Source organism: Shewanella mangrovisoli (genome assembly GCF_019457635.1).
In the GTDB taxonomy this organism is placed as follows: domain Bacteria; phylum Pseudomonadota; class Gammaproteobacteria; order Enterobacterales; family Shewanellaceae; genus Shewanella; species Shewanella mangrovisoli.
Genome location: NZ_CP080412.1, coordinates 1,305,630 through 1,326,420 on the forward strand (window position 1 = coordinate 1,305,630; position 20,791 = coordinate 1,326,420).

A 20,791-nucleotide genomic window follows, 5' to 3' on the forward strand; every position below is an offset into this window, starting at 1 on the left:
CCGTGTGTCGCTGCGCTTAACGAATTTAGTTAGGTTAAAGGATTGATTATCTAAAATATTGCGCCGGAGTGGTGCCGGTATATTGTTTAAAAAAGCTGATAAAGGCGCTGTCGCTGGAAAACTGTAAGTTAAATCCCACCTGTGCCACCGAGGTGCCCGCAGCTAATTGCTCAATAGCTGATAGTAAGCGCCATTGCTGTCGCCACGCCTGATAAGCCATGCCCGTTTCGTTGCTAAAAATACGGCTGATGGTGCGTTCGCTGGCGCCAATTTCAGTGGCCATATCCTGCAAGCTGGCGGGGATTTTTTGCTGTTGCTGCAATTGCTTAAGCCAGCTCTGCAGCCGTTTGTCTTTGGGCAGGGGTAAGCTTAAATTCTCTGCATCCGCATTGACTAACTCTTCAATCAGCAGGGCAAAGGCATTGTGCTGGCTGTGTCTGGGTTTGTCCCAAGGCCAAAAGGACATAGTGTCGATTAACGCTTTGAGTAACGGATTCACATGGAAAATCGTGACGTTATCCGGCAAAGACGCCACGGTCTCAGGCTCAAAGTAGAGTGAGCGATAGGCCACAACATTGCGCATTGTGACTTGGTGGACCACGCCTGCGGGCAGCCAAGCCGCACGGGTTGGCGGCAACACGACTTGAGTGTCGGCTAAGTTAAACCGCATACATCCCGCCGATGAGTAGAGCAACTGAGCCTTGCGATGCTGATGTACGCCTGAGTCATGCTCGCCCATTTCGGCGGCAATGCCGATCACTAGGTTGTCTAAGGCATCGGGATTAAATTGCTGCTCGGGTTGAATAAAGGCCATGTTGTCTTATTTTTGATGTTTTTTGTCTAAGTGTCGTTAATTGTCACTTAGGGATCCTATCTATACTGCGCCCTCTTTGACAAGTATGGAGCGCCGTTTTGGTTTATCGGTTAACCCTGAAAGCTAAAACGCAGATAAAATCATGAAAATAAAACCACCACTCTGGCTGTGCGTACTCTTGATGATGTTTCCGCAAATTATGGAAACCATCTATAGCCCGGCGTTGCCTTATATTGCAGAAAACTTTGCGGTGTCTGTTGCCAGCGCCTCGCAAACCTTATCTGTGTACTTTATCGCCTTTGCTGTAGGCGTATTTTGTTGGGGTCGTTTAGCCGACATCATTGGTCGCCGCAACGCCATGCTTGCGGGCTTACTCTGTTATGCCATTGGCTCTGCCTTCGCATTGATGATTAGCGACTTTACCCTGTTGTTGCTCGCTCGGGTATTATCGGCCTTTGGTGCAGCAGTGGGTTCTGTCATCACTCAAACCATGATGCGTGACAGTTACAACGGGGACGAACTCGCGAAAGTCTTTTCTGTGATGGGCATGTCTCTTGGGATCAGCCCGATTATCGGATTGCTATTGGGGAGCGTCCTCAGTGCTTATTGGGGATATCAAGGGGTGTTTGTCGCCCTGATGGCTTCGGCGATTGTGTTGTTGTTTTTGTCGGTAAAATCTTTGCCCGAAACCAAGCCTGAACACACCCAAAAAATCGCGATAGTTGAGTTAGCTATTAAGATGCTTACCGACAGCGGGATAATTAAAAACACCTTGCTGGTGGCCTCATTTAACTTGATGTGGTTTAGCTACTTTTCACTGGCGCCATTTATGTTTGAGGCGCGAGGGTTGTCGACGCTTGCCTTCGGTGCCAGTGGGTTGTTATTAGGCTTTGGCGCATTCCTTGGCAGTTACTTTAATAAACAATTGCTGGGTAGAGGCTATTCCAGTGTGCGATTGGTGCGGTTAGCAAGCCTTATGGCACTATTCGGAGGACTCGGTATTTGGCTGTTCCAATCGACTGATATTGGTTTGAATAATGTTTACTTCTTACTATCCATGCTGTGGATTGTAATTGCTTATGGGATTGCGATTCCTAATATCTTGAGCTCGGCGCTGGCAAATTACCGCGCTTATGCAGGTTCCGCGGGTGCGCTGTTTGGACTGTTTTATTACATTCTGTTGGGGCTAGGTTTAGGCGGTGCGGGCATGGTAAGCCATCTTGGGGGCGTTATTACCTTCGCGGCGCTGCTATGTGTTGGGCTTGGATATGCGGGTTTGGCAGGCAGGACAGTGCGAAGAGGGAAGTCGTCTCGAGCGTAAATAAAAAGCCAAGGGTGATTCCCTTGGCTTTATGGTTTTAACAAACCTTATGCCGTTTCGCTTTACTGTCTCGTGCTAGGCTTTGGCAGTGTGTTCCTGTTGTTTGGCCGCCTCTTGCGCTGCTAATTCTTGAGCCGCTAATTCTTGAGCTTTGATGGCCGCTTCGAGTTTCGCCTCAACATAACCCGGTGAATGGGTTGCGGCCGAGATTAAACGGTACATAGCCGGGATCACGAACAGGGTCACAAAGGTGGCGAAGGCCATGCCGAAGAACACCACAGTACCCACGGCAATCCGACTCTCAGAGCCCGCTCCCGATGAGAAGATCAGCGGCACAGCACCCACTAAGGTAGTGAAGGCTGTCATCAGAATTGGGCGTAAGCGACGAGTCGAGGCGTCGATAATGGCTTTGTCTAGGGCTAAACCTCGGTCACGCAATTGGTTGGCAAACTCGACGATTAAGATACCGTTTTTAGTCACCATACCAATCAACATGATCATCCCAATCTGGCTATAGATGTTAATGCCTTGACTGGTGACCAACAGGCCGAGGAAGCCACCGAATACCCCCATAGGCACGGTAAACATCACCACTAAGGGATTGATAAAACTTTCAAATTGCGCCGCCAGTACCAGATAAGCCACTAGGAGTGCTAAACCGAACACGATTAAGATGCTGCTCTGGTTTTCTTTAAAGTCCTTAGATTCGCCGGTATAACCGATGGAAATATCCTTAGGTAATAACTCAATGGCCTTATTATCCAAAAACTTTAAGGCTTCGCCCAAGGTGTAGCCTTTACTGATGTTGGCCTTAAGGGTGATCGATTTTTGTTTATTGGTATGGCTAAGTTTTTGTGCCGATGCGACTTCTTCGATATGGGTTAGGGTATCGAGCGTCACTAATTCACCCTTGGCCGAGCGCATATAGATTTGGCTCAAATCGCCGACGTTGTTAAAGCTGTTTTCATCGCCGCGCAGATACACATCGTACTCTTCGCCTCGGTCGACATAGGTGGTTTCTTTACGACCGCCGAGCATCACTTCTAAGGTTTGTGAGACTTCATCTACGCTGATCCCAAGCTCTGCCGCCCGTTCTTTATCGACGGTAACGATAAGCTCCGGCGTGGTTTCGGCATAGTCTAAATCCGCGCCTTCCATCATAGGGCTGGCGTTGGCTTCTTCTTTTAATAGCTGCGCCCATTTAAACAGCTCGGCATAATCTGAGCCGCCGAGAACGAATTGTACTGGCTCACTCGATTGACCCCTAAAGCCTGGCATCATAGGGCGAACCATCACGTCGGGAATGTCTTTTAAGGCGTTGCTGATAATGCCAAGGGCTTGCTGCGCCGTGACATGACGATGTTCCCAGTCCTCTAACTGCATGATCACAAAGCCGGTTTGATCGCCAGCGCGACCACCGAAGGCGGGGGCTTGCACGCTAAAAGAACGTAATACACCTTGTCCGAGCAGGGGCATCAGTCGGTCTTCGACTATGTCCATGTTCGCCGTCATACGGTTATAGCTGGTGCCTTCGGCACCTTTTACGAAGGCGAACAGTACGCCGCGGTCTTCCTGCGGTGCTAACTGTGAGGGCACTTGCTGCATCAACCAAGCACTGCCGCCAACGCAGGCGAGGATCACCAGTGGCGCCAACCATTTAAAACGGATCGCCTGAGTCACCCCAACACGGTAAACCTTTTCCATGCGGGCAAAACCACTGTCGACGAAACGATTGAAACGGTTCGGTTTAACATTGGCCTTGAGCAGTTTGCTACTCAGTACTGGCGTGAGTGTCAGGGCGATAAGTGAGGAAAACAGCACTGAGACTGCCAGCATCACAGAGAACTCGGTAAAGAGTAAACCGACCATGCCCTCCATAAAGGAAATCGGCAGGAACACCATGACTAACACGGCGGTGGTGGCCACAACCGCAAAGCCCACTTCCCGCGTGCCTTTGTAAGCGGCGAGTAGCGGTTCTTCACCACGCTCAATATGATGGAAGATGTTCTCTACCACTACGATGGCATCGTCGACGACAAGACCGATAGCGAGAATTAATGCCATCAGAGTCAAGAGGTTAATCGAGTAGCCAAACATATTGGCGGCAATAAAGGCCGAGATCAGCGACACAGGTACTGTCACCGCTGGGATGAGGGTCGCTCTGGCTTGGCCGATAAAGATATACAGCACTAATACCACAAGGGCGCCGGTGACATAGAGGGTGTTGTATACCTCGTTAATTGAGCGGTCGATAAAGACGGTCGAGTCAAAGTCCACCACTAGGCTTGTGCCTTCGGGGAGAAAGTCTTGAATTCTATCGACTTCTTTATGGACTTCCTGCGCCACAATTAAAGGGTTCGCATCGGACTGAGTGATGACACCCAAGCTTAAGTTAACGATACCATCGCTCTTAAAGGTGGAGTTTTCGTTCTGGGCACCAACGGCCACATCCGCCACATCCTTAAGATAGATAGGTGTGCCATCGCTGGCGGTGCGTACCACTAAATAGTCAAAATCCTTCGGGGTGTAATAGAGTCTCTTGGTGCGCACCGACATCACAGTGGTATCGTTACGTACTTGACCGCCCGGGGTTTCGACGTTTTCTTTACGCAGGGCGTTAATAATGTCGGTGACTGTGACATTGCGTCCCGCCATTTGCTCGGGTCTGAGCTTGACGTACATCACCTTGTACAGACCGCCCGAGATGCTGATGGAACTCACGCCACTGATCAGGCTGAATCTGTCTTCTAATACGCGCTGGGCGTAATCGGTCAGCTGAGTTCTGTCCATTACACTGGAGCTTAAGTTGACATAGACGGACGGCTCGCCGGAGCCATTGTCCTTAGAGACTACAGGATCATTGGCATCTTCGGGCAGGCGGCGCTGGGCGCGGGCCACGGCGTCACGCACATCACTCACGCCTTCGGTTAAGTTCCAACCGAGCAGGAATTTCACTGTGATCCGCGAGCTGCCATTACGGGTGGTAGAGGTGATTTCATCGATGCCGCTGATCCCCGTGAGTTCATCTTCGAGGGTCTTAGTGATTTGGCTTTCCATAATCGCGGCCGAAGCGCCGGAGTAGCTGGTACTGACGGTCACTACTGGGCTTTCGACATCGGGCATTTCCCGCACCGACAGTTTAGTGAAGGACACTAAGCCAAAGACGCACAGCAATAAGCTTAATACGATCGCGACGACGGGGCGCTTAACGGATACATCGGACAGCCACATTATTTCGTCTCCGAGGTGTTGACGTCTGACTTGGCTGCTGGACGGTTAGCATCGTTTTTGGCTTCGAGCACCACTTCATTGATTTTTAAGCCATCGCGCATATTCACTAGCCCTTGCACCACCACTTTGTCGCCAATCTTAAGGCCCGAATCGATAAGCACTTGGTCACCCACGCGGGCACCTAAAATCACTTCGGTGCGATGGGCGATATGGTCCTCACCCACCACATACACGTAGCGCTTAGTGCCTGAATATTCTAAGGCTTGCACAGGTACAATCGGGGCGGAAATTGGCGGGAAGGTGATGGTCGATGACATCATCATGCCGGGCTTTAAACGGTTTTTCGCGTTTTCAAATTGCACGCGGATCTTCAGGTTTAAGGTTTCTTCATTGACGCGGGGATCGATGGCGACCACTTTGCCGATAAAGGTTTCTCCCGGCCAGGCGCGGCTGGTCGCCGAGACGGGCATGCCAATGCTGAGCTGTGACAGAAAATGTTCGGGCACTTGTAGGTCGAGTCGCATGCTGGATAAGTCATCTAGGGTCATCAGCTCTGTGCCAATGCTCACCATTTTACCTTCACTGAAGTTAATCAGGCCGGTTTTGCCAGCAAAGGGAGCGATTAGTGAATGGTAATGTAAATCCGCCTGCGCCGAGGCGAGTCGGGCTCTAGCGATATCGACGCTGGCCTTTTGCGCATCGATTTCGGTTTGGGTGATGGCGTTGCGGCTGATGAGTTTTTCAAATTCCCTGAGTTTACGGGTTTCATCATTTAAAAAGGCATTGGCCTCGGCTACTGCGGCCTGGGCTTTCATATCATCGAGTTCGATAAGTAGCTGACCCTTCTTGACCGCCTGATTCGAGGTAACGGCGATTTGTTTAATTTTACCAGTGACTTGCGGCGCGATAACCACGGCACGATCGGCGGCGAGTTTACCTATGAGTGAAATCGATTGTGCCAGTGGATGTTCAACCACTTCTCCTGTGACCACAGGTACAGTGCGCATTAAATGGGGCGCACTTTCGGGTTTGGCCGCCTGCAGTACATCACTAAAACTCACAGCGGTGGCAACCGCAGCAATTAAGGCAATGGCTATTATGGTTTTTTTCATTGGAATAATTATCTCGCACAAAGACGGTTAAGAGGCGATCGCACTAATGGCGCTATTCTAGTGAATAACCGTCATCAGGTGAGTAAAACTTTGTAAAGTTAAGCGCACGAAAGTGAAAGAAATTGTGTTTTTGTCGAAAAGACGGCCAACAATTTTTTCAGGCTGTGTGGGCGTGGCTAAAATAGCCTAGTTATCGGGCTAAGGACGTGCTTGTGTTCGTATTTTTTCTATCGGATCTGAAGTGGATAGAAGTTGGGGGAATCGGCTTAAAATAGTGGCTAAACGGCCATCTTTCTTCATCGATTCAAGGCCTTTGTTAAACTCTGCCACTAAGGTTGTTTGATCGCTAACGGCCAAGGAAACCCCTAAATGAAATACTTCAGTCGCGATAGGATCGCCAACCTGCTCGAAGGCGTCGGTATATTCATCGCCATGTTGTTTGATTAAATACTCAGCAAGGTTGTGACCTATTAAGACTAAGTCGATGCGTTTTAGAAATAATTTCTTAAGATTCATCTCATCTGAATTACCTTCCTCTGTTGTGAGTCCCGCACCAGCTATCTCGGGCGGATTGGCATAGCCGCGGCCAATGCCTATGGTAAAGGGCTTTAGTTCAGTTAATTGACTAAAACTTAACGGATTATCCTTGCGTTTATAGAACACAATTTGGACTGCTTGGATGGGATCGGAATAGTGCGCCCATTGCTCACGTTCTTTGCGATACCAAAGGCCAATAATGCCATCGACTTGGCCGGTTTTAACAAGCAAGGCTGCCCGAGCGAAGGGATAGAATTTGACACTGGCATTGTAGCCGCGACGTTTAAAGGCTTCTTTGACCACAAGCGCGACGCCGCCTTGGTCGGGTAACTCACTGGTATAAAAGGGAGGATAGTTAGTCGCCACGAGCGTTAACTCTCGCCCCGCTAAACTGGGTGCGGATAATCCTAAGAGCTGCAATACAAGGCTAATCTTGATTAGCGACTTGAGGTTCATACTCGTCCCTTAAAATAAAGCGTCACTTTGCTGAGTATAGGGGCTGTTTGAACCTTGAGTGGGAATTTTGTGTGGTTGTTATTATGGTGAGAGCTATGACAACGGCAGTGGCGATAAGTATGGCAATAACTATGGTAATCACTACCCATAACTACAGCGAGAAATGGATATTTTGTCGAATCATCGCCTCGAAAAAATAGGGCTTATGGGGAAATGCCATAAGCCCTTAATCCTTTAATTTTCTTCTAATGGCTTAAAGTTGTACTTGCTCACCCTGATAGAGGCCGCGGGTAAGTTTATCTTTGTCTATCAGCAATAGCTCGCCAGATTGACCATTCTTTATGCTGCTATCTATCGCAATGATTTTATTATGGTAAAGCCCTAGAACCCGATCCTGCGAGGTGTGGCCGACTATGATGTGGTCAACCTTAAAATAGTTAAGGATCTGGTCAATCTCTTGCTCGCTAAGTGCGTCTTTAAAGTAGCCTCGGTACCAAGTCGGGCCGTTGGTGAAAAACAGGAAGTTCAACAGATCGTTTTGTTTTAGCTCTTCTTTTTTATCGTCTAAATGTTGGCGAAATAACTGGTTGGCATCGCTGATATTGAGTTTACGCTCGACCCACTCAGGGCTTATTCCACCGTGCATAAATAGCAGATTGTTGATCTTCACCAGAGTGTTTTTACTGCGAAGCCAACGGCCGATTTCGGTGTCTTTATTGTAGAGCGCATCATAGCTGCGATTAAGCAATTTGGCTGAGGTTTTGTAACGCTCATTGATATAGCGTAAGTCGCCGCGAAACACCATTTGCTCGTGGTTACCCATAAGTAAATGTAAACGACCGCCGGCGGCTTGCGCCTCCTTATCTAACTCATATAAAAACCACAGAACTTCGTTGACTTGATGACCGCGATCGAACATATCGCCTGTCATCACCATATGGCCATCACCAAAGGCCCAATGATTATTTTCATCAATAATCTTGTGGGCTTTAAGTAAATTAATCATCACGTCAAATTGGCCATGCACATCGCTTAAGGCCACAATTTTACCCGCATGGGTGTAAGTATCGGCTTCAACTTGAGGCGCTGCGTTATGGCGTACAGGCTGTGGCAAGTTGCCGCAATCGTTTGGGCGAGCCAATTGATTGTTTGCGATAGGTGTCTGTTTTAACTCACTCTGGCAGATCCAGTAGGCAGTGTTTTCTTTTCCTTGGTCGAGAAACACATAGGGGCCATCGGTGACGGACGATTCCGTAAGGATTGGTTGTGCACTGTAACTGGCAAAGGAAAATAAACTGAGCAGTGAGAATAAAACTCCCTGAGCGGCGAGCGTGCGGCGCTTTGGGGTTAATACGGACGAACACACATCCCGCGATGGGCTGTTGGCATGGGGTAGGCCTGATTCGGAGAGTATGCGCATTCGAAGTTCCTTATTATTGTTTTACGCCACCAATTTAGGGCTGGTTAGCATAATGTTAATAATTGAATGCGGCAAGAGTCATCAAGAGGGGATCTGTTCATGGGTAAGCGATTGAAAGTCATGCTTATCTCAAAGAGAACTTGAGAGTTTATATTGAATACTGCGTTTTAAATGAGAGTGAATTTATTTTTATCAAAACCATTTAAATAAATATTCTATTTAAATTTACATCGTTATTTTAATCGTGCTGTATACGGTTATTTTTAAACCTGTTCATATCGATTTATTCCACTTAGTTGATTGGGTGACAATGTTTGATTAACGCTGATATGTGGATATTTGTGTTGAGGTTTAAATATTTTTGTTTATTTATTGCCAAATAAGTGTTGATAGTGGTAAAAGTCACGAGTATCGCCTAATGGTATGATTTTACTGTGCTTCATTCGGTAATTTTTGCTTTTCTATTTTAAATCGTGCGATTTAAAATATTAAATCCTAGGTGAAAGTGTTTTTATTTTTATCTAAATAACAGATATGCATACCGTATGATTCCGTTTTTATTTAAATGCCAGCCACATAATCGGTTGGTATTCTCTATTGCTCGTGCTTCTTCACTGATATCCCTTAACTCTCGACCACAAAACGTTTGCCATACGTTAACGTCAGTCATTTCTCTTATTCTGTCGAGTGTAATTGTGAGTGCGGCCAGTTTATTTATGGCGCCGACTCACGCCGATGATACTGAGCTTTATGTTTTCGAAGCGTCCGCCCGTAATGGCTCGCGTCCGCAGGTGCTGATTATTTTCGACAACTCGGGCAGCATGAGCAGTCTCGCCTATGATGTCGAGGCGCCCTACGAGAATAAGCGCGATGTAAATTATGCCCAATCGGGTAATTTATTCTATAGCCGAGGCTCATCGGAAAACGCGGCTGCGCCCAACCCTAATTCAGGGCGGGAAAAACGTAAGTTCAAAGGGGCTCTCAATGGCTGCGAAAGCTCATGGGAATATCTGAATCGTTACGGCACCTTTACGGGGTTCTTTAGGGAATATGGTTTTTCGGGAAGCTCGGGGTCTTGGAGAGAGTTTTCAGAGCTTAACGGCAGTTCCATTTCCGCCGTCGACTGTTTTGAGGATATTCAGGAAAACAAGTTCGGTAACGCGGCAGGTGAAGCCCAAGGTTTACCCGTGGATAGCTTAGGGACGGCGAGCAAACCGGTTCGTTACACTAAGGCAAGTACTAGCTCGTCAGACAGTGTAAAGTCCGCGGCCAAGGCGAAGGCGGAAAAGACCGCGTTTGGTACTGGTAAAGTGGTTACCGTCTATACCGAAGATTACTTAAACTGGCTGCATGGTCCTAAAACTAGGGTCAATAAAACGCGACTGGCCTTGGCTAAAGATGCCATTGAAAGTGTGATTTTAACCACGCCGGGTGTGGATTTTGGTCTAGCGATTTTCAATATGAATGGCCCCTATGATGGGCAGCGTGACGGTGGGCGGATTATCTCTGGGATTAAGCCGATGTCCGCTGCAGCTAAAATTGATCTGCTTAAAGGGATTAATGATATTAACTACGCCCAAAATACCCCCTTATGCGAAACCCTCTATGAGGCGTACCGCTATTTCGGCGGGCAGAGTCAGTATTTTGGTGACGACGACAGCGATTACCATTATTACGACCGCTGGGGGCGCTATCAGGGAACTTACGAAGCGAAAAGAAACCCTTTTACCGATCCAGAAGCATTAGCCGTGGGGACTAATAACTATAATTCGCCCTTCAAACGTTGCCAAAATGAAGCCTATATCATCTATATCACCGACGGTGAACCCACGTTGGATAACGCGGCCGATGGTTTGGTGGAGCAGTTAACCAAAGGAGTGGGGAAACATACCTCAAGCCCCGTCAGCTACCTCAGTGCGCTTTCGGGCTGGATGAGAAACGAAGACGTCAATCCTAATTCTGAGGGTAAACAAACCGTTAGAACCTTTACCATCGGCTTTAGTGAAGGTGCCGCCAGTGCCGAACATTTGCTGAAGCAGACCGCCGAAAATGGCGGAGGTAAGTATTTCGATGCGACCGATGCCAGTAAATTACGCTCTTCATTACAAACTGCCCTGAACAATATCCTCGAAAAAAATGCCAGCTTTACCTCTCCCTCGGTGGCAAGTAATAACTTTAACCGAACACAAACCTTTGATTCCGCTTATTACTCTATGTTTTTGCCGAACAAAGGGCCGAGATGGTTAGGCAATATCAAGAAATTTAAGGTGACCAGTAGTGGTGATGTTGTCGATAGCAAAGGCAACAATGCGATAGGTGAAGATGGCAACATCAAAGCCGAGGCCTGCTCCTATTGGACCTCGGCCGAAGAGTGTGGTGCGAGTGGCGATGGTAACGATGTGAAGCGGGGTGGCGTGCTAGGTGCAATGCAGCAGGCGAGTAGTCGCACCTTGTACAGTAATTTAGGCACGGGATTAAGCCCATTTACCCTGTCGAATGCCTCTCGCAAAGCGGGGGGCGATGCCCGTTTGGCCTTGTATATGGGGGTCGATGAAACTGAGCTTAGCGAGCATTTTGATTGGGCCAAGGGCATCGATGTCGATAATGACAAGAATCAGGACCTCAGTGCCGCGAGTGGCGCAACCCCCAATTGGCGCGCCGATATTATGGGGGATGCTTTACATTCCAAACCCTTAGCACTCAATTTTGGCTCTGAAGACCAGCCCGATATTCGGATTATCGTGGGGACTAACCATGGGTTCCTGCATATGTTCAAGGATGAAGGCGATAGCGTGTCTGAGACTTGGGGGGTTATCCCCTATGAGTTGCTGCCGAATTTTCGCGATCTGAAGGCGAACGCGCCAACGGGCGTACACTCGGTATACGGTATTGATGGCTCGCCAGTCGCTTACACCAAAATGCAGGGCAAACGTATTGAAAAAGCGTGGGTGTTTGTGGGGATGCGCCGTGGGGGAAATGCTTATTATGCCCTCGATATCACCTCTCCCGATAATCCTAGTTTTATGTGGAGGATTGATGCCAGCTCACCGGGAATGGGCGAGTTAGGTCAATCCTGGTCGACACCTGTCGTCACCACGATTCCGAGTGCCACTGGGGATAAACCTGTGCTTATCTTCGGGGCGGGATATACCCCCGCGACCAAGGATGGCGCCGAGATTGGCAGCGACGATAGCCAAGGCCGAGGCGTGTTTATTGTCGATGCCGAAACGGGGGCATTAATTCATCAATTTGGTGGCAATGGCGCCAATACCCAATTGCCGGGGATTGCGAACAGTATTCCGAGCAGTGTTGCCGTGTTAGACGGTAATGGCGATGGTAGAACGGATAGGATTTATGCCACAGACACCCAAGGGAATGTGTGGCGAATGGACATGCCTTCGGCAAATACTTCGACTTGGTCGGGATTTAAATTTGCCGCATTAGGGGATAGGAGTTCGGTGGCTGGGGATAGGCGATTCTTCTCTGGAGCGACGGTTGCGCAGACCATGGTCACCAATACCTTTGAGTTGACTCAGGTGGTGAATGGGAAATCGACCAAGACAGTGACGAAGCAGAATATTCCCTACGATGCCGTAGTTGTAGGCAGCGGTCATAGGGCGAAACCTAGCGATGCATCCCGTTCGGATATGTTTTTTGCCTTGCAAGATAGGAACATAGTGACTCAATCATTCCAAGGTAAACCTAATCAAAAGCCAGTGCCGAGCGCCTTAACCTTAAGTGACTTATACGATGTAACTACGGCGGCGCCAAATGATAAAGCCAGCGAAATCGCTTTTGGTCAAAAGCGGGGCTGGTACTATAACTTCTCCCGCAAAGGTGAAAAGAGTCTATCTTCTGCGACCATAGTTCAGGGCGAGGTGTATTTCACCAGTTTTGTGCCAGGCAGTGATGCTTCGGTGAACCAATGTTTGAGTTCGGGTAAGGGCTACCTCTATAAAAAGAACTTACACAAAGGCACAAATGGCTACAGAACCGATTTCTTGTATGCCGGTGAACTGGTTTTGGATACGCCGCAATTGGTCATCCCCCCGGCTGCGCAGCCCGATGACCCCAATGCTAAGGCTCCCACTCCTGATATGTTTTTGATTGGGATTGGTAAGGCGGTGCCTGAGGAGGCGACTTGCGAGAGCGGTAATCCTAAGTGTATCGGCAGTGGGCCTAAGGCAAACAAGATTTACTACTACGTAGATCAATAATGCAAAGCCTTAATAAATCAATATGAGTGATAGCTTGATGATGAAATATGGTGCCGTTTGTCTGTTGCTGTTGTGGGGGCTTCAATGGCCTGCGATGGCGGCAGAAAAAGAGAAACGACAGGATTACAAATGCTATTTAGAAACGAATCAAGGATTTAAGCTGATGCGTTTCTCCTGGTTTGAATCTAAAGTCGAGCAGTATCAACTGTCTTTACCCGGAACAAAATTACCCCGTTTACCACAGGATAAACCGATAGCACTCTATGTTAAGACGGTGCTGGAATGCGTAAAAAAGACGGAGAGTTTTACCCTAGAAGAGGCCAAGCAAGCCGAGCTTGCTCCCGAAAACCAAGGTTAACCGATTGTCTAAGTTTTTAAAAAGACTTAGCTCATTGCTTTGTGCTCAGGACTAAAATATTACGCCTTAGGTAGTAAACTTCCTAAGGCGTATGCTTTTAAACACCAACTTGATAAGAACGCTGCCGATCAGGATAGCTGCTCTTTCAGATATTCAAGCCACTTCGAAGGTTGACCGTAAAAGCGGCTGTGATTGATAAGCTTTAAGTGGCCTTCACTGGTCTCTAGCGCCACGGAGGGAAACCCTTGGGCGCCGAGCTGATTCATTAATGCCCGCGAAGCGACGATATGTTGATAAAGGGCTTCTTCATTTTCGGCGTATTCCCGGGCGAAGGCGGCGCCATCTATCCCCAATTTTTCCGCTAAAAGATGCAGGTTATTTTCATCGCTCGCGCACTTGCCATCGCGATAATGGGCGAGCTGCACCGCATGTAAGTAGGCTAAATCATCGCCACCTAAGGCGGCCACAGCGAGTAACGCCCTGATGGGCGGCGCCGAATCCAATAGGATACTCGTATCACGCAATAGGCCTTCGTAGTAGTTCTCACCAAAGGCTTGTCCGGTTAGCGCGGCAATACGTTGGTCATGGGGCATCACATAGTCGCGCCATTGATTATCAATCTGTTTACGTCTTGGGCCTGTGAGCATGCCGCCCGCGTGGAGTTTGATAGTAAATCCGGCAGCGGCTGCGGCATCAAACAGCGGTGCGGCCGCATAACACCAACCGCACAGAGGATCTATAATGGCATGTAAAACGGCTTGTGGATTTTCAGTGGTATTCATGGGGACTTCCTATAAAACGAGCTGAACTGAACTTTGGTTTTTGCTTGAGTGCTAACCGAGGCTTACATCAGAGTGAATGGGGTAAGGAATACCATGCCCCGATGCGCTTACATGGGCCAGCGCATTTCACCCATAATCACTTTGGCGCTGATCTCAAGGCCCACATCGCTGGGGATTTGTGGGTAGAGTGCGAGCATCTTGGCGATTAAGTCCGCAGAATTTTTTGCTGTTTTAGCCGCATTTTCAAAGGCATGAATATAGTCGCGGGTAAAGCTAATCGCGCGCTGATCAAATCTCGCTTTGCCAAGATAATGGCCAGGGATCACTGTTTCGGGGGAGAGGGCGCTCATTTTATCTAAATGGGCTAACCAAGCCTGGCGAGACTCGATACTTTGGGTATCAGCTATCCAAACATGGGTATTATCAAATACTTCAACTCCGCCAGTGATGGTCTTAGCCGAAGGTACCCACAGGAAAGTATGCTTAGGATGAGCATCCTCTAGACCTTCAATCAGCACTTGTTCGCCGTCGATACTAAAGCTATTGGTTGTCACCACCTTTGGCAACACTAATTGGCTCGGCGCATTGTCCTTTAAAATCGGTCCCCAGTAGGCGAGTTTGCCCTCCATCGAGGCTTTAATATCATCGACCGTGGTTTGGATGGCGACGATTTCTACCTCGGGAAAGTTTTGCTTAATCACATCCAACCCAAAGTAAAAGTCAGGATCGCTGTGGCTGATATAAACCAAGGTGAGTTTTTTACCGCTGGCCTTAATGGTATTCACTAAGGTCTGGGCATCATTTTTTTGGAACTGAGCATCGACCAACATCATTTCATGCTCGCCACTGATAAAGCTGGAGGACACGGCAAAGATGCTGTTTTCACCCGGATTAAAATGGCTCACTTGCAAAGGTGCGGCCTGCGCCGTAGCCATTCCTGCCACCAACATTGCAGCGGCGAATTGGGGTTTGAAGCTGGCTAAGCTTAGGTTATTCAATAGTGTCATTTCAGTTCTCACTTATTCATTCAAATAGGCATTCGGTGATTTGCACTGCTGCAAAAGTGAGCTTAGTTTAGGTTGCAAAAAACGTTAGATAAACACGGAAAGTTGCGCTTATTTGTTGCATAATTCGGACGAATTAGCGTTGAAAGCCGAGAATCTAGTGCAAACTAATCCACAAGGGGAATAAACCATGGATAGACTCGAAGCGGCAAAGGTGTTTGTGACTATTGTCGAACGGGGGAGCATGATTGGCGCTGCCGAGGCGTTAGATATGTCGCGCTCCATGGTGACCCGTTACTTGGCAGAGATGGAAGAATGGTCGGGCGCCCGTTTATTGCACCGCTCGACGAGACGTTTGAGCTTGACCAGTGCGGGCGAGCAAGTGCTCGATTACTGCCAGCGTTTGCTTGAGTTGGCGCAGGAAGTCCCCGCCGTCAGTCATGCTCAGAGTGCCCAGCCCCGAGGGCTACTGCGGATCAGCTGCTCGCAATTTATGGCGCATTTACTCCTCCCCAGCGTTGTGCGCCCTTATTTAGCCCAATACCCGCAGGCGAGTGTGAATTTTCATGTGACGAGTCAAACCGTTGATTTAGTGGCTGAACGAATCGATCTTGCCATTCGTATCACCAACGAACTCGACCCTACGCTTATCGCCAGACGTTTAGGCGAGTGTGAGTCTGTGGTGTGCGCGGCACCGAGTTATCTTGCCAGCCATTCGGCCATCACGCATCCCGAGGATTTAACTCGGCATAACTGCCTAACCTATTCCTACTTTGGCGATGTGATGTGGCGATTCACTCAAACGCCTATCGCTGCGAAGGCAACGCCAACGCAGGAAGTCGGGCAGATATTCAATATTCCGGTGAAGGGCAACCTAAGTGCCAATGACTCTATGGTGGTGTTAAACGCCACTTTGGCGGGGGAGGGAATTGCCATGCAGCCCCTGTGGGCGGCAAAACCACACCTCGATTCGGGAGCATTAGTGCCATTGCTGCGGGAATATAAACCTCAATCCCTAGGCGTGTATGGGGTGTATCAATCCCGCAAACATATGCAGCCCGCATTAAGGGTGATGATGGATATGCTAGTGCAGCATTTTAACGGGACAATTTAAGGGCGTGATCTTGCACGACTCAGCTCCAAGATAAAGTCGCTTCGAAACGGCTATTCAGCCTCAACTCCTTCCTTCGATTTATATTTTGCGCCAGACGCTTAAACCCCATTGCGGCTATTTTCTGTTCAGCTATATTGATTGGGATATTTTTGTTTTAAATGTGCAACTTAGGTCCCATCCTCCCTTGCTGAGCAGACGATATGAGCGAAGATATTAAAGATCACAAAGAAATTACCCGCGCGAATATTCGCGTCAATGCCCAGCTCGATGTGCCCTTTTTGGCGATGAATACCCTAGCGGCCATCATCGCCAGCTACGGACTCTTGGCCAACAGCGCCGCCGTGGTCATTGGCGCCATGATTGTTGCTATGCTGTTTTCCCCCATTTTAGGCTTGGCATTAGGGCTGGTCGAAGGAGAAAAACTCTTAGTTCGCCATGCCATTAAGAGTTTAATCGTGGGGAGTATTCTGGTTTATTTCACCGCCTTTTTAATTGGCTTTTTGCATTCCGATATTCCTATCACGCCGGAGATCATGGCGAGAACGGCGCCAAACTTTCTCGATTTAATGGTCGCGTTTGCGGGCGGTGCGGCGGGCGCCTATGCGACTATTTCGCCGCGGTTAAGTACTTCCTTTGTGGGAGTGGCGATTGCCACCGCATTAGTGCCGCCCCTGTGTGCCTCGGCGATATTGCTCGGTCATGGTAATTTTGAACTCGCCCGAGGAGCCTTCTTACTGACGTTTACCAACATAGTCGCCATCCAATTTGTGTCCTCCGTGGTGCTGTGGTTGAACGGTTTTCATGGATTTTATTTTTGGCAAAAAAGCTCACTGTGGGAGTTGCTGAAACGTAACTTCATTACATTGATCCTGCTGGTTATTTTAGTCATTGCCCTCAGCGTGAATCTGCATAATGTGGTGGCAAGGCAATTGTATGAGAGCAAAGTGACTCGCATTGTGAGTGAGCAGTTACTCAAGTTCCCCAATATGCGGTTGATTAAAGTTGGGATTGAGGAAGAGGCCAGTCAATGGATAGTGCGGGTCACCGTTGGCGGAATTAAAAAACCAGATGCCAGCTTTGTGCGACTACTGGAGAGTGAGTTGACGCAGACGGGCCAAGTAAAACCGGCGACCGTGCGCGTGCGTTACTTTCAGGTCGATGTGATTGACCGCGATGGTGATGTTAAAGCGATTCAGGAGCAGGATTAGTAGGCTTAACTTTTGTGCATTAAAAGAAAGCCCCGCAATTGCGGGGCTTTTTATGTACCTATAAACGATTGCGCTTACTTGGTCATACGCTTGTATTTTAAGCGGTGTGGCTCAACCACATCGGCACCATAGGTGTTCTTCAACCATGCCGAGTATTCGGTGTAGTTACCTTCGTAGAAGTTCACTTGGCCTTCGTCGCGGTAGTCTAGAATATGGGTCGCGATACGGTCTAAGAACCAACGGTCGTGCGAAATTACCATGGCACAACCTGGGAACTCGAGGATCGCTTCTTCCAGTGCGCGCAGGGTTTCAACGTCTAAGTCGTTGGTGGGTTCGTCGAGGAGCAGTACGTTACCGCCAGCTTGCAGCAGCTTAGCTAAGTGAACACGGTTGCGCTCACCACCCGACAATGTGCCGATAACTTTCTGTTGATCCGCACCACGGAAGTTGAAGCGGCCCACATAGGCGCGGCTTGGGATTTCCATGTTGTTGATGCGCATGATGTCTTGACCACCGGAAATTTCTTGCCAAATGGTGTTCTTGTCATTCATTGAGTCGCGGAACTGTTCAACCGACGCCAGTTGCACGGTTTCACCTAACTCGATGGTACCGCTATCTGGCTGCTCGCTGCCAGACAGCATACGGAACAGGGTCGATTTACCCGCGCCGTTAGCACCGATAATACCGACGATCGCGCCCTTAGGAATCGAGAACGACAGGTTGTCGATCAGCACGCGGTCACCGTAGGATTTGGTTAAGTTGTTAACCTCAATCACTTTGTCACCTAAACGTGGTCCTGGCGGAATAAACAGCTCGTTGGTTTCGTTACGTTTTTGGTAATCAGAGGTGTTCAGCTCTTCAAAGCGCGCCATACGGGCTTTACCCTTAGACTGACGGCCTTTCGCGCCTTGGCGAACCCATTCTAATTCTTTCGCGATGGTCTTTTGGCGGGCGCTTTCAGCGGCAGATTCCTGCTTCAAGCGAGCATCTTTTTGCTCAAGCCATGAAGAGTAGTTGCCTTCCCATGGGATACCCTCACCACGGTCAAGTTCTAAAATCCAGCCCGCGGCATTGTCGAGGAAGTAACGGTCGTGGGTAATCGCCACAACGGTGCCCGAGTATTCCTGCAGGAAGTGTTCGAGCCAAGCGACTGATTCGGCGTCCAAGTGGTTGGTGGGTTCGTCGAGCAGCAGCATCTCTGGCTTTTCCAGCAGCAGACGACAAATCGCCACACGGCGGCGCTCACCACCCGATAAGACTTCAATCTTCTCGTCCCAATCTGGAAGACGCAGGGCGTTCGCCGCACGCTCGAGGATGTTGTCCAGATTGTGGGCGTCCTGCGCCTGAATGATGGCTTCAAGTTCGCCTTGCTCTTTGGCAAGCGCGTCAAAGTCCGCATCAGGATCGGCGTAAGCCGCATAGACTTCGTCTAAGCGTTTGAGGGCATTTTTGGCTTCAGAAACCGCTTCTTCAATCGCCTCACGTACGGTTTGCGTTGGGTCGAGTTTCGGTTCTTGCGGCAGGTAACCAATCTTCAACCCTGGCATTGGGCGCGCTTCACCCTCAATTTCGGTATCGATACCGGCCATGATGCGCAGTAGGGTGGATTTACCTGAACCGTTAAGACCTAACACACCGATCTTAGCGCCGGGGAAAAAGCTTAAGGAAATGTCTTTAAGGATCTGCTTCTTAGGAGGAACAACCTTGCCCACCCGCAGCATGCTGTAAACAAACTGAGCCATTTTTCTGCATCTATAAGTGACTAATGATGCGGCTAATTCTACTCGATTGTGCGCCGAACTCAACTCGGCATTGAGGCGAGTTCAAGGTAAAACTGTAGGATTTTCATGTTTCAGAGACTGGGATTGTCGGCTAGTTACGAGTAGAATACCGCGCAACCCTACCTACAAGAATTGGCAGCTGGAGTAAGCAATGCTGAAAAAAGATATGAATATCGCAGATTATGATCCGGAACTGTTCAACGCAATTCAGAACGAAACTCTGCGTCAAGAAGAGCATATTGAGCTGATTGCTTCTGAAAACTACACCAGTCCACGCGTGATGCAAGCGCAAGGTTCACAATTAACCAACAAGTACGCCGAAGGTTATCCTGGCAAGCGCTACTACGGTGGTTGTGAGTATGTGGACGTAGTTGAAACCTTAGCGATTGAGCGTGCAAAACAACTGTTTGGCGCGACTTACGCAAACGTACAACCTCACTCAGGTTCTCAAGCAAACAGCGCCGTTTACATGGCATTGTTAAAACCAGGCGATACCGTTTTAGGTATGAACCTTGCTCACGGTGGTCACTTGACCCACGGTTCACCTGTAAACTTCTCCGGTAGACTGTACAACATCATTCCTTACGGCATCGATGAATCAGGCAAAATCGACTACGACGAAATGGAACGTCTGGCGGTTGAACATAAGCCTAAGATGATGATCGGTGGTTTCTCTGCTTACTCAGGCATCGTTGACTGGGCAAGAATGCGCGAAATCGCAGACAAAATAGGTGCTTACCTGTTTGTCGACATGGCGCACGTTGCGGGTCTTATCGCCGCTGGTGTGTATCCAAACCCAGTGCCACACGCGCACGTTGTGACGTCAACCACTCACAAGACCTTAGCCGGTCCTCGTGGCGGTATCATTCTGTCTGCTGCCGATGATGAAGAGCTATACAAAAAGCTGAACTCTGCGGTATTCCCAGGCGGTCAAGGTGGTCCTTTGATGCACGTTATCGCGGGTAAAGCGGTAGCCTTCAAAGAAGCTTTAGAGCCAGAGTTCAAAGCTTACCAACAACAAGTGGTTAAGAATGCTAAAGCCATGGTTGAAGTGTTCTTAGAGCGTGGTTACAAGATCGTTTCTGGCGGTACTGACAACCACTTAATGCTGGTGGACTTAATTGGTCGCGACCTGACGGGTAAAGAAGCCGATGCCGCTTTAGGTAGCGCGAACATCACAGTAAACAAAAACTCTGTGCCAAACGATCCACGTTCTCCATTCGTGACCTCTGGTGTGCGTATCGGTACGCCTGCGATCACTCGCCGTGGCTTTAAAGAAGCTGAAGCGAAAGAGTTAACCGGTTGGATCTGTGACATCCTCGACGATGCCCACAACCCAGCAGTCATCGAGCGCGTAAAAGGCCAAGTATTGGCTCTGTGCGCCCGTTTCCCTGTTTACGGTTAATTCGTTAATTTATCTGAATATGGCGGCTGAG

General features: G+C 48.9%; 14 protein-coding genes. 6 read left to right on the top strand and 8 right to left on the bottom strand.

The window, feature by feature from the left end; all coding sequences use genetic code 11:
- Window positions 1–46 precede the first annotated feature (46 nt).
- Window positions 47–814 carry an AraC family transcriptional regulator gene (locus K0H60_RS05770; protein WP_220057552.1) on the bottom strand — a complete coding sequence of 256 codons (768 nt, stop codon included), beginning with the start codon at window positions 812–814 and terminating at the stop codon, window positions 47–49.
- A gap of 142 nt (window positions 815–956) precedes the next feature.
- Here K0H60_RS05770 and K0H60_RS05775 point away from each other — a divergent pair, with 142 nt between their 5' ends.
- Entirely contained in the window at window positions 957–2,135 is a 1,179-nt protein-coding gene (locus K0H60_RS05775) for a multidrug effflux MFS transporter (RefSeq protein WP_220057553.1), read from the top strand.
- Window positions 2,136–2,210: 75 nt separating this feature from the next.
- On the opposite strand, the gene K0H60_RS05780 is transcribed toward K0H60_RS05775, so the two are convergent.
- From K0H60_RS05780 to K0H60_RS05795, 4 genes are all read right to left on the bottom strand, one after another.
- Window positions 2,211–5,366, bottom strand: coding sequence for a multidrug efflux RND transporter permease subunit (locus tag K0H60_RS05780; RefSeq protein WP_220057554.1), 3,156 nt, complete (start codon window positions 5,364–5,366; stop codon window positions 2,211–2,213).
- Window positions 5,366–6,478, bottom strand: coding sequence for an efflux RND transporter periplasmic adaptor subunit (locus K0H60_RS05785; protein WP_220057555.1), 1,113 nt, complete (start codon window positions 6,476–6,478; stop codon window positions 5,366–5,368). Before K0H60_RS05785 ends, K0H60_RS05780 begins: the two co-directional genes overlap by 1 nt.
- Window positions 6,479–6,676: 198 nt before the next feature.
- Window positions 6,677–7,471, bottom strand: a complete 795-nt coding sequence (locus K0H60_RS05790; protein ID WP_220057556.1) for a substrate-binding periplasmic protein — start codon at window positions 7,469–7,471, stop codon at window positions 6,677–6,679.
- Window positions 7,472–7,724: 253 nt separating this feature from the next.
- Complete coding sequence (locus K0H60_RS05795) at window positions 7,725–8,891, bottom strand: metallophosphoesterase (RefSeq protein ID WP_258405791.1); 1,167 nt, start codon at window positions 8,889–8,891, stop codon at window positions 7,725–7,727.
- Window positions 8,892–9,436: 545 nt separating this feature from the next.
- On the opposite strand from K0H60_RS05795, the gene K0H60_RS05800 reads away from it, so the two are divergent.
- Entirely contained in the window at window positions 9,437–13,108 is a 3,672-nt protein-coding gene (locus K0H60_RS05800) for a PilC/PilY family type IV pilus protein (protein ID WP_220057557.1), read from the top strand.
- 37 nt (window positions 13,109–13,145) lie between these two features.
- On the top strand, window positions 13,146–13,466 hold the full coding sequence (locus tag K0H60_RS05805) for a TapY2 family type IVa secretion system protein (RefSeq protein ID WP_258405792.1): 321 nt from the start codon (window positions 13,146–13,148) through the stop codon (window positions 13,464–13,466).
- Between the two features lie 128 nt (window positions 13,467–13,594).
- On the opposite strand, the gene K0H60_RS05810 is transcribed toward K0H60_RS05805, so the two are convergent.
- Together K0H60_RS05810 and K0H60_RS05815 are read right to left on the bottom strand one after the other, a co-directional pair.
- A complete protein-coding gene (locus K0H60_RS05810; RefSeq protein WP_220057559.1) occupies window positions 13,595–14,248 on the bottom strand; it encodes a DsbA family protein in 654 nt (217 codons plus the stop codon).
- 107 nt (window positions 14,249–14,355) lie between these two features.
- Complete coding sequence (locus tag K0H60_RS05815; protein ID WP_220057560.1) at window positions 14,356–15,255, bottom strand: MBL fold metallo-hydrolase; 900 nt, start codon at window positions 15,253–15,255, stop codon at window positions 14,356–14,358.
- A 187-nt stretch (window positions 15,256–15,442) separates the two neighbouring features.
- Between K0H60_RS05815 and K0H60_RS05820 the strand changes: the two genes are divergently transcribed.
- Window positions 15,443–16,366 (top strand): LysR family transcriptional regulator, encoded by a 924-nt coding sequence (locus tag K0H60_RS05820; RefSeq protein ID WP_220057561.1) that lies wholly within the window; start codon window positions 15,443–15,445, stop codon window positions 16,364–16,366.
- A gap of 200 nt (window positions 16,367–16,566) precedes the next feature.
- Window positions 16,567–17,574 carry a TIGR00341 family protein gene (locus K0H60_RS05825; RefSeq protein WP_126512663.1) on the top strand — a complete coding sequence of 336 codons (1,008 nt, stop codon included), beginning with the start codon at window positions 16,567–16,569 and terminating at the stop codon, window positions 17,572–17,574.
- A 74-nt stretch (window positions 17,575–17,648) separates the two neighbouring features.
- On the opposite strand, the gene ettA is transcribed toward K0H60_RS05825, so the two are convergent.
- On the bottom strand, window positions 17,649–19,316 hold the full coding sequence (gene ettA, locus K0H60_RS05830) for an energy-dependent translational throttle protein EttA (protein ID WP_088210825.1): 1,668 nt from the start codon (window positions 19,314–19,316) through the stop codon (window positions 17,649–17,651).
- A 190-nt stretch (window positions 19,317–19,506) separates the two neighbouring features.
- Here ettA and glyA point away from each other — a divergent pair, with 190 nt between their 5' ends.
- Window positions 19,507–20,760, top strand: coding sequence for a serine hydroxymethyltransferase (gene glyA, locus K0H60_RS05835; protein WP_011625551.1), 1,254 nt, complete (start codon window positions 19,507–19,509; stop codon window positions 20,758–20,760).
- Window positions 20,761–20,791: the final 31 nt, after the last annotated feature.

Bases quoted from the DNA above. Each gene is read 5' to 3' on its own strand.
- K0H60_RS05780 (WP_220057554.1), bottom strand. From the start codon at position 5,366: ATGTGGCTGTCCGATGTATCCGTTAAGCGCCCCGTCGTCGCGATCGTA.
- K0H60_RS05795 (WP_258405791.1), bottom strand. From the start codon at position 8,891: ATGCGCATACTCTCCGAATCAGGCCTACCCCATGCCAACAGCCCATCG.
- glyA (WP_011625551.1), top strand. From the start codon at position 19,507: ATGCTGAAAAAAGATATGAATATCGCAGATTATGATCCGGAACTGTTC.
- ettA (WP_088210825.1), bottom strand. From the start codon at position 19,316: ATGGCTCAGTTTGTTTACAGCATGCTGCGGGTGGGCAAGGTTGTTCCT.
- K0H60_RS05805 (WP_258405792.1), top strand. From the start codon at position 13,146: ATGATGAAATATGGTGCCGTTTGTCTGTTGCTGTTGTGGGGGCTTCAA.
- K0H60_RS05775 (WP_220057553.1), top strand. From the start codon at position 957: ATGAAAATAAAACCACCACTCTGGCTGTGCGTACTCTTGATGATGTTT.
- K0H60_RS05785 (WP_220057555.1), bottom strand. From the start codon at position 6,478: ATGAAAAAAACCATAATAGCCATTGCCTTAATTGCTGCGGTTGCCACC.
- K0H60_RS05800 (WP_220057557.1), top strand. From the start codon at position 9,437: ATGATTCCGTTTTTATTTAAATGCCAGCCACATAATCGGTTGGTATTC.
- K0H60_RS05815 (WP_220057560.1), bottom strand. From the start codon at position 15,255: ATGACACTATTGAATAACCTAAGCTTAGCCAGCTTCAAACCCCAATTC.
- K0H60_RS05790 (WP_220057556.1), bottom strand. From the start codon at position 7,471: ATGAACCTCAAGTCGCTAATCAAGATTAGCCTTGTATTGCAGCTCTTA.
- K0H60_RS05810 (WP_220057559.1), bottom strand. From the start codon at position 14,248: ATGAATACCACTGAAAATCCACAAGCCGTTTTACATGCCATTATAGAT.
- K0H60_RS05825 (WP_126512663.1), top strand. From the start codon at position 16,567: ATGAGCGAAGATATTAAAGATCACAAAGAAATTACCCGCGCGAATATT.
- K0H60_RS05770 (WP_220057552.1), bottom strand. From the start codon at position 814: ATGGCCTTTATTCAACCCGAGCAGCAATTTAATCCCGATGCCTTAGAC.
- K0H60_RS05820 (WP_220057561.1), top strand. From the start codon at position 15,443: ATGGATAGACTCGAAGCGGCAAAGGTGTTTGTGACTATTGTCGAACGG.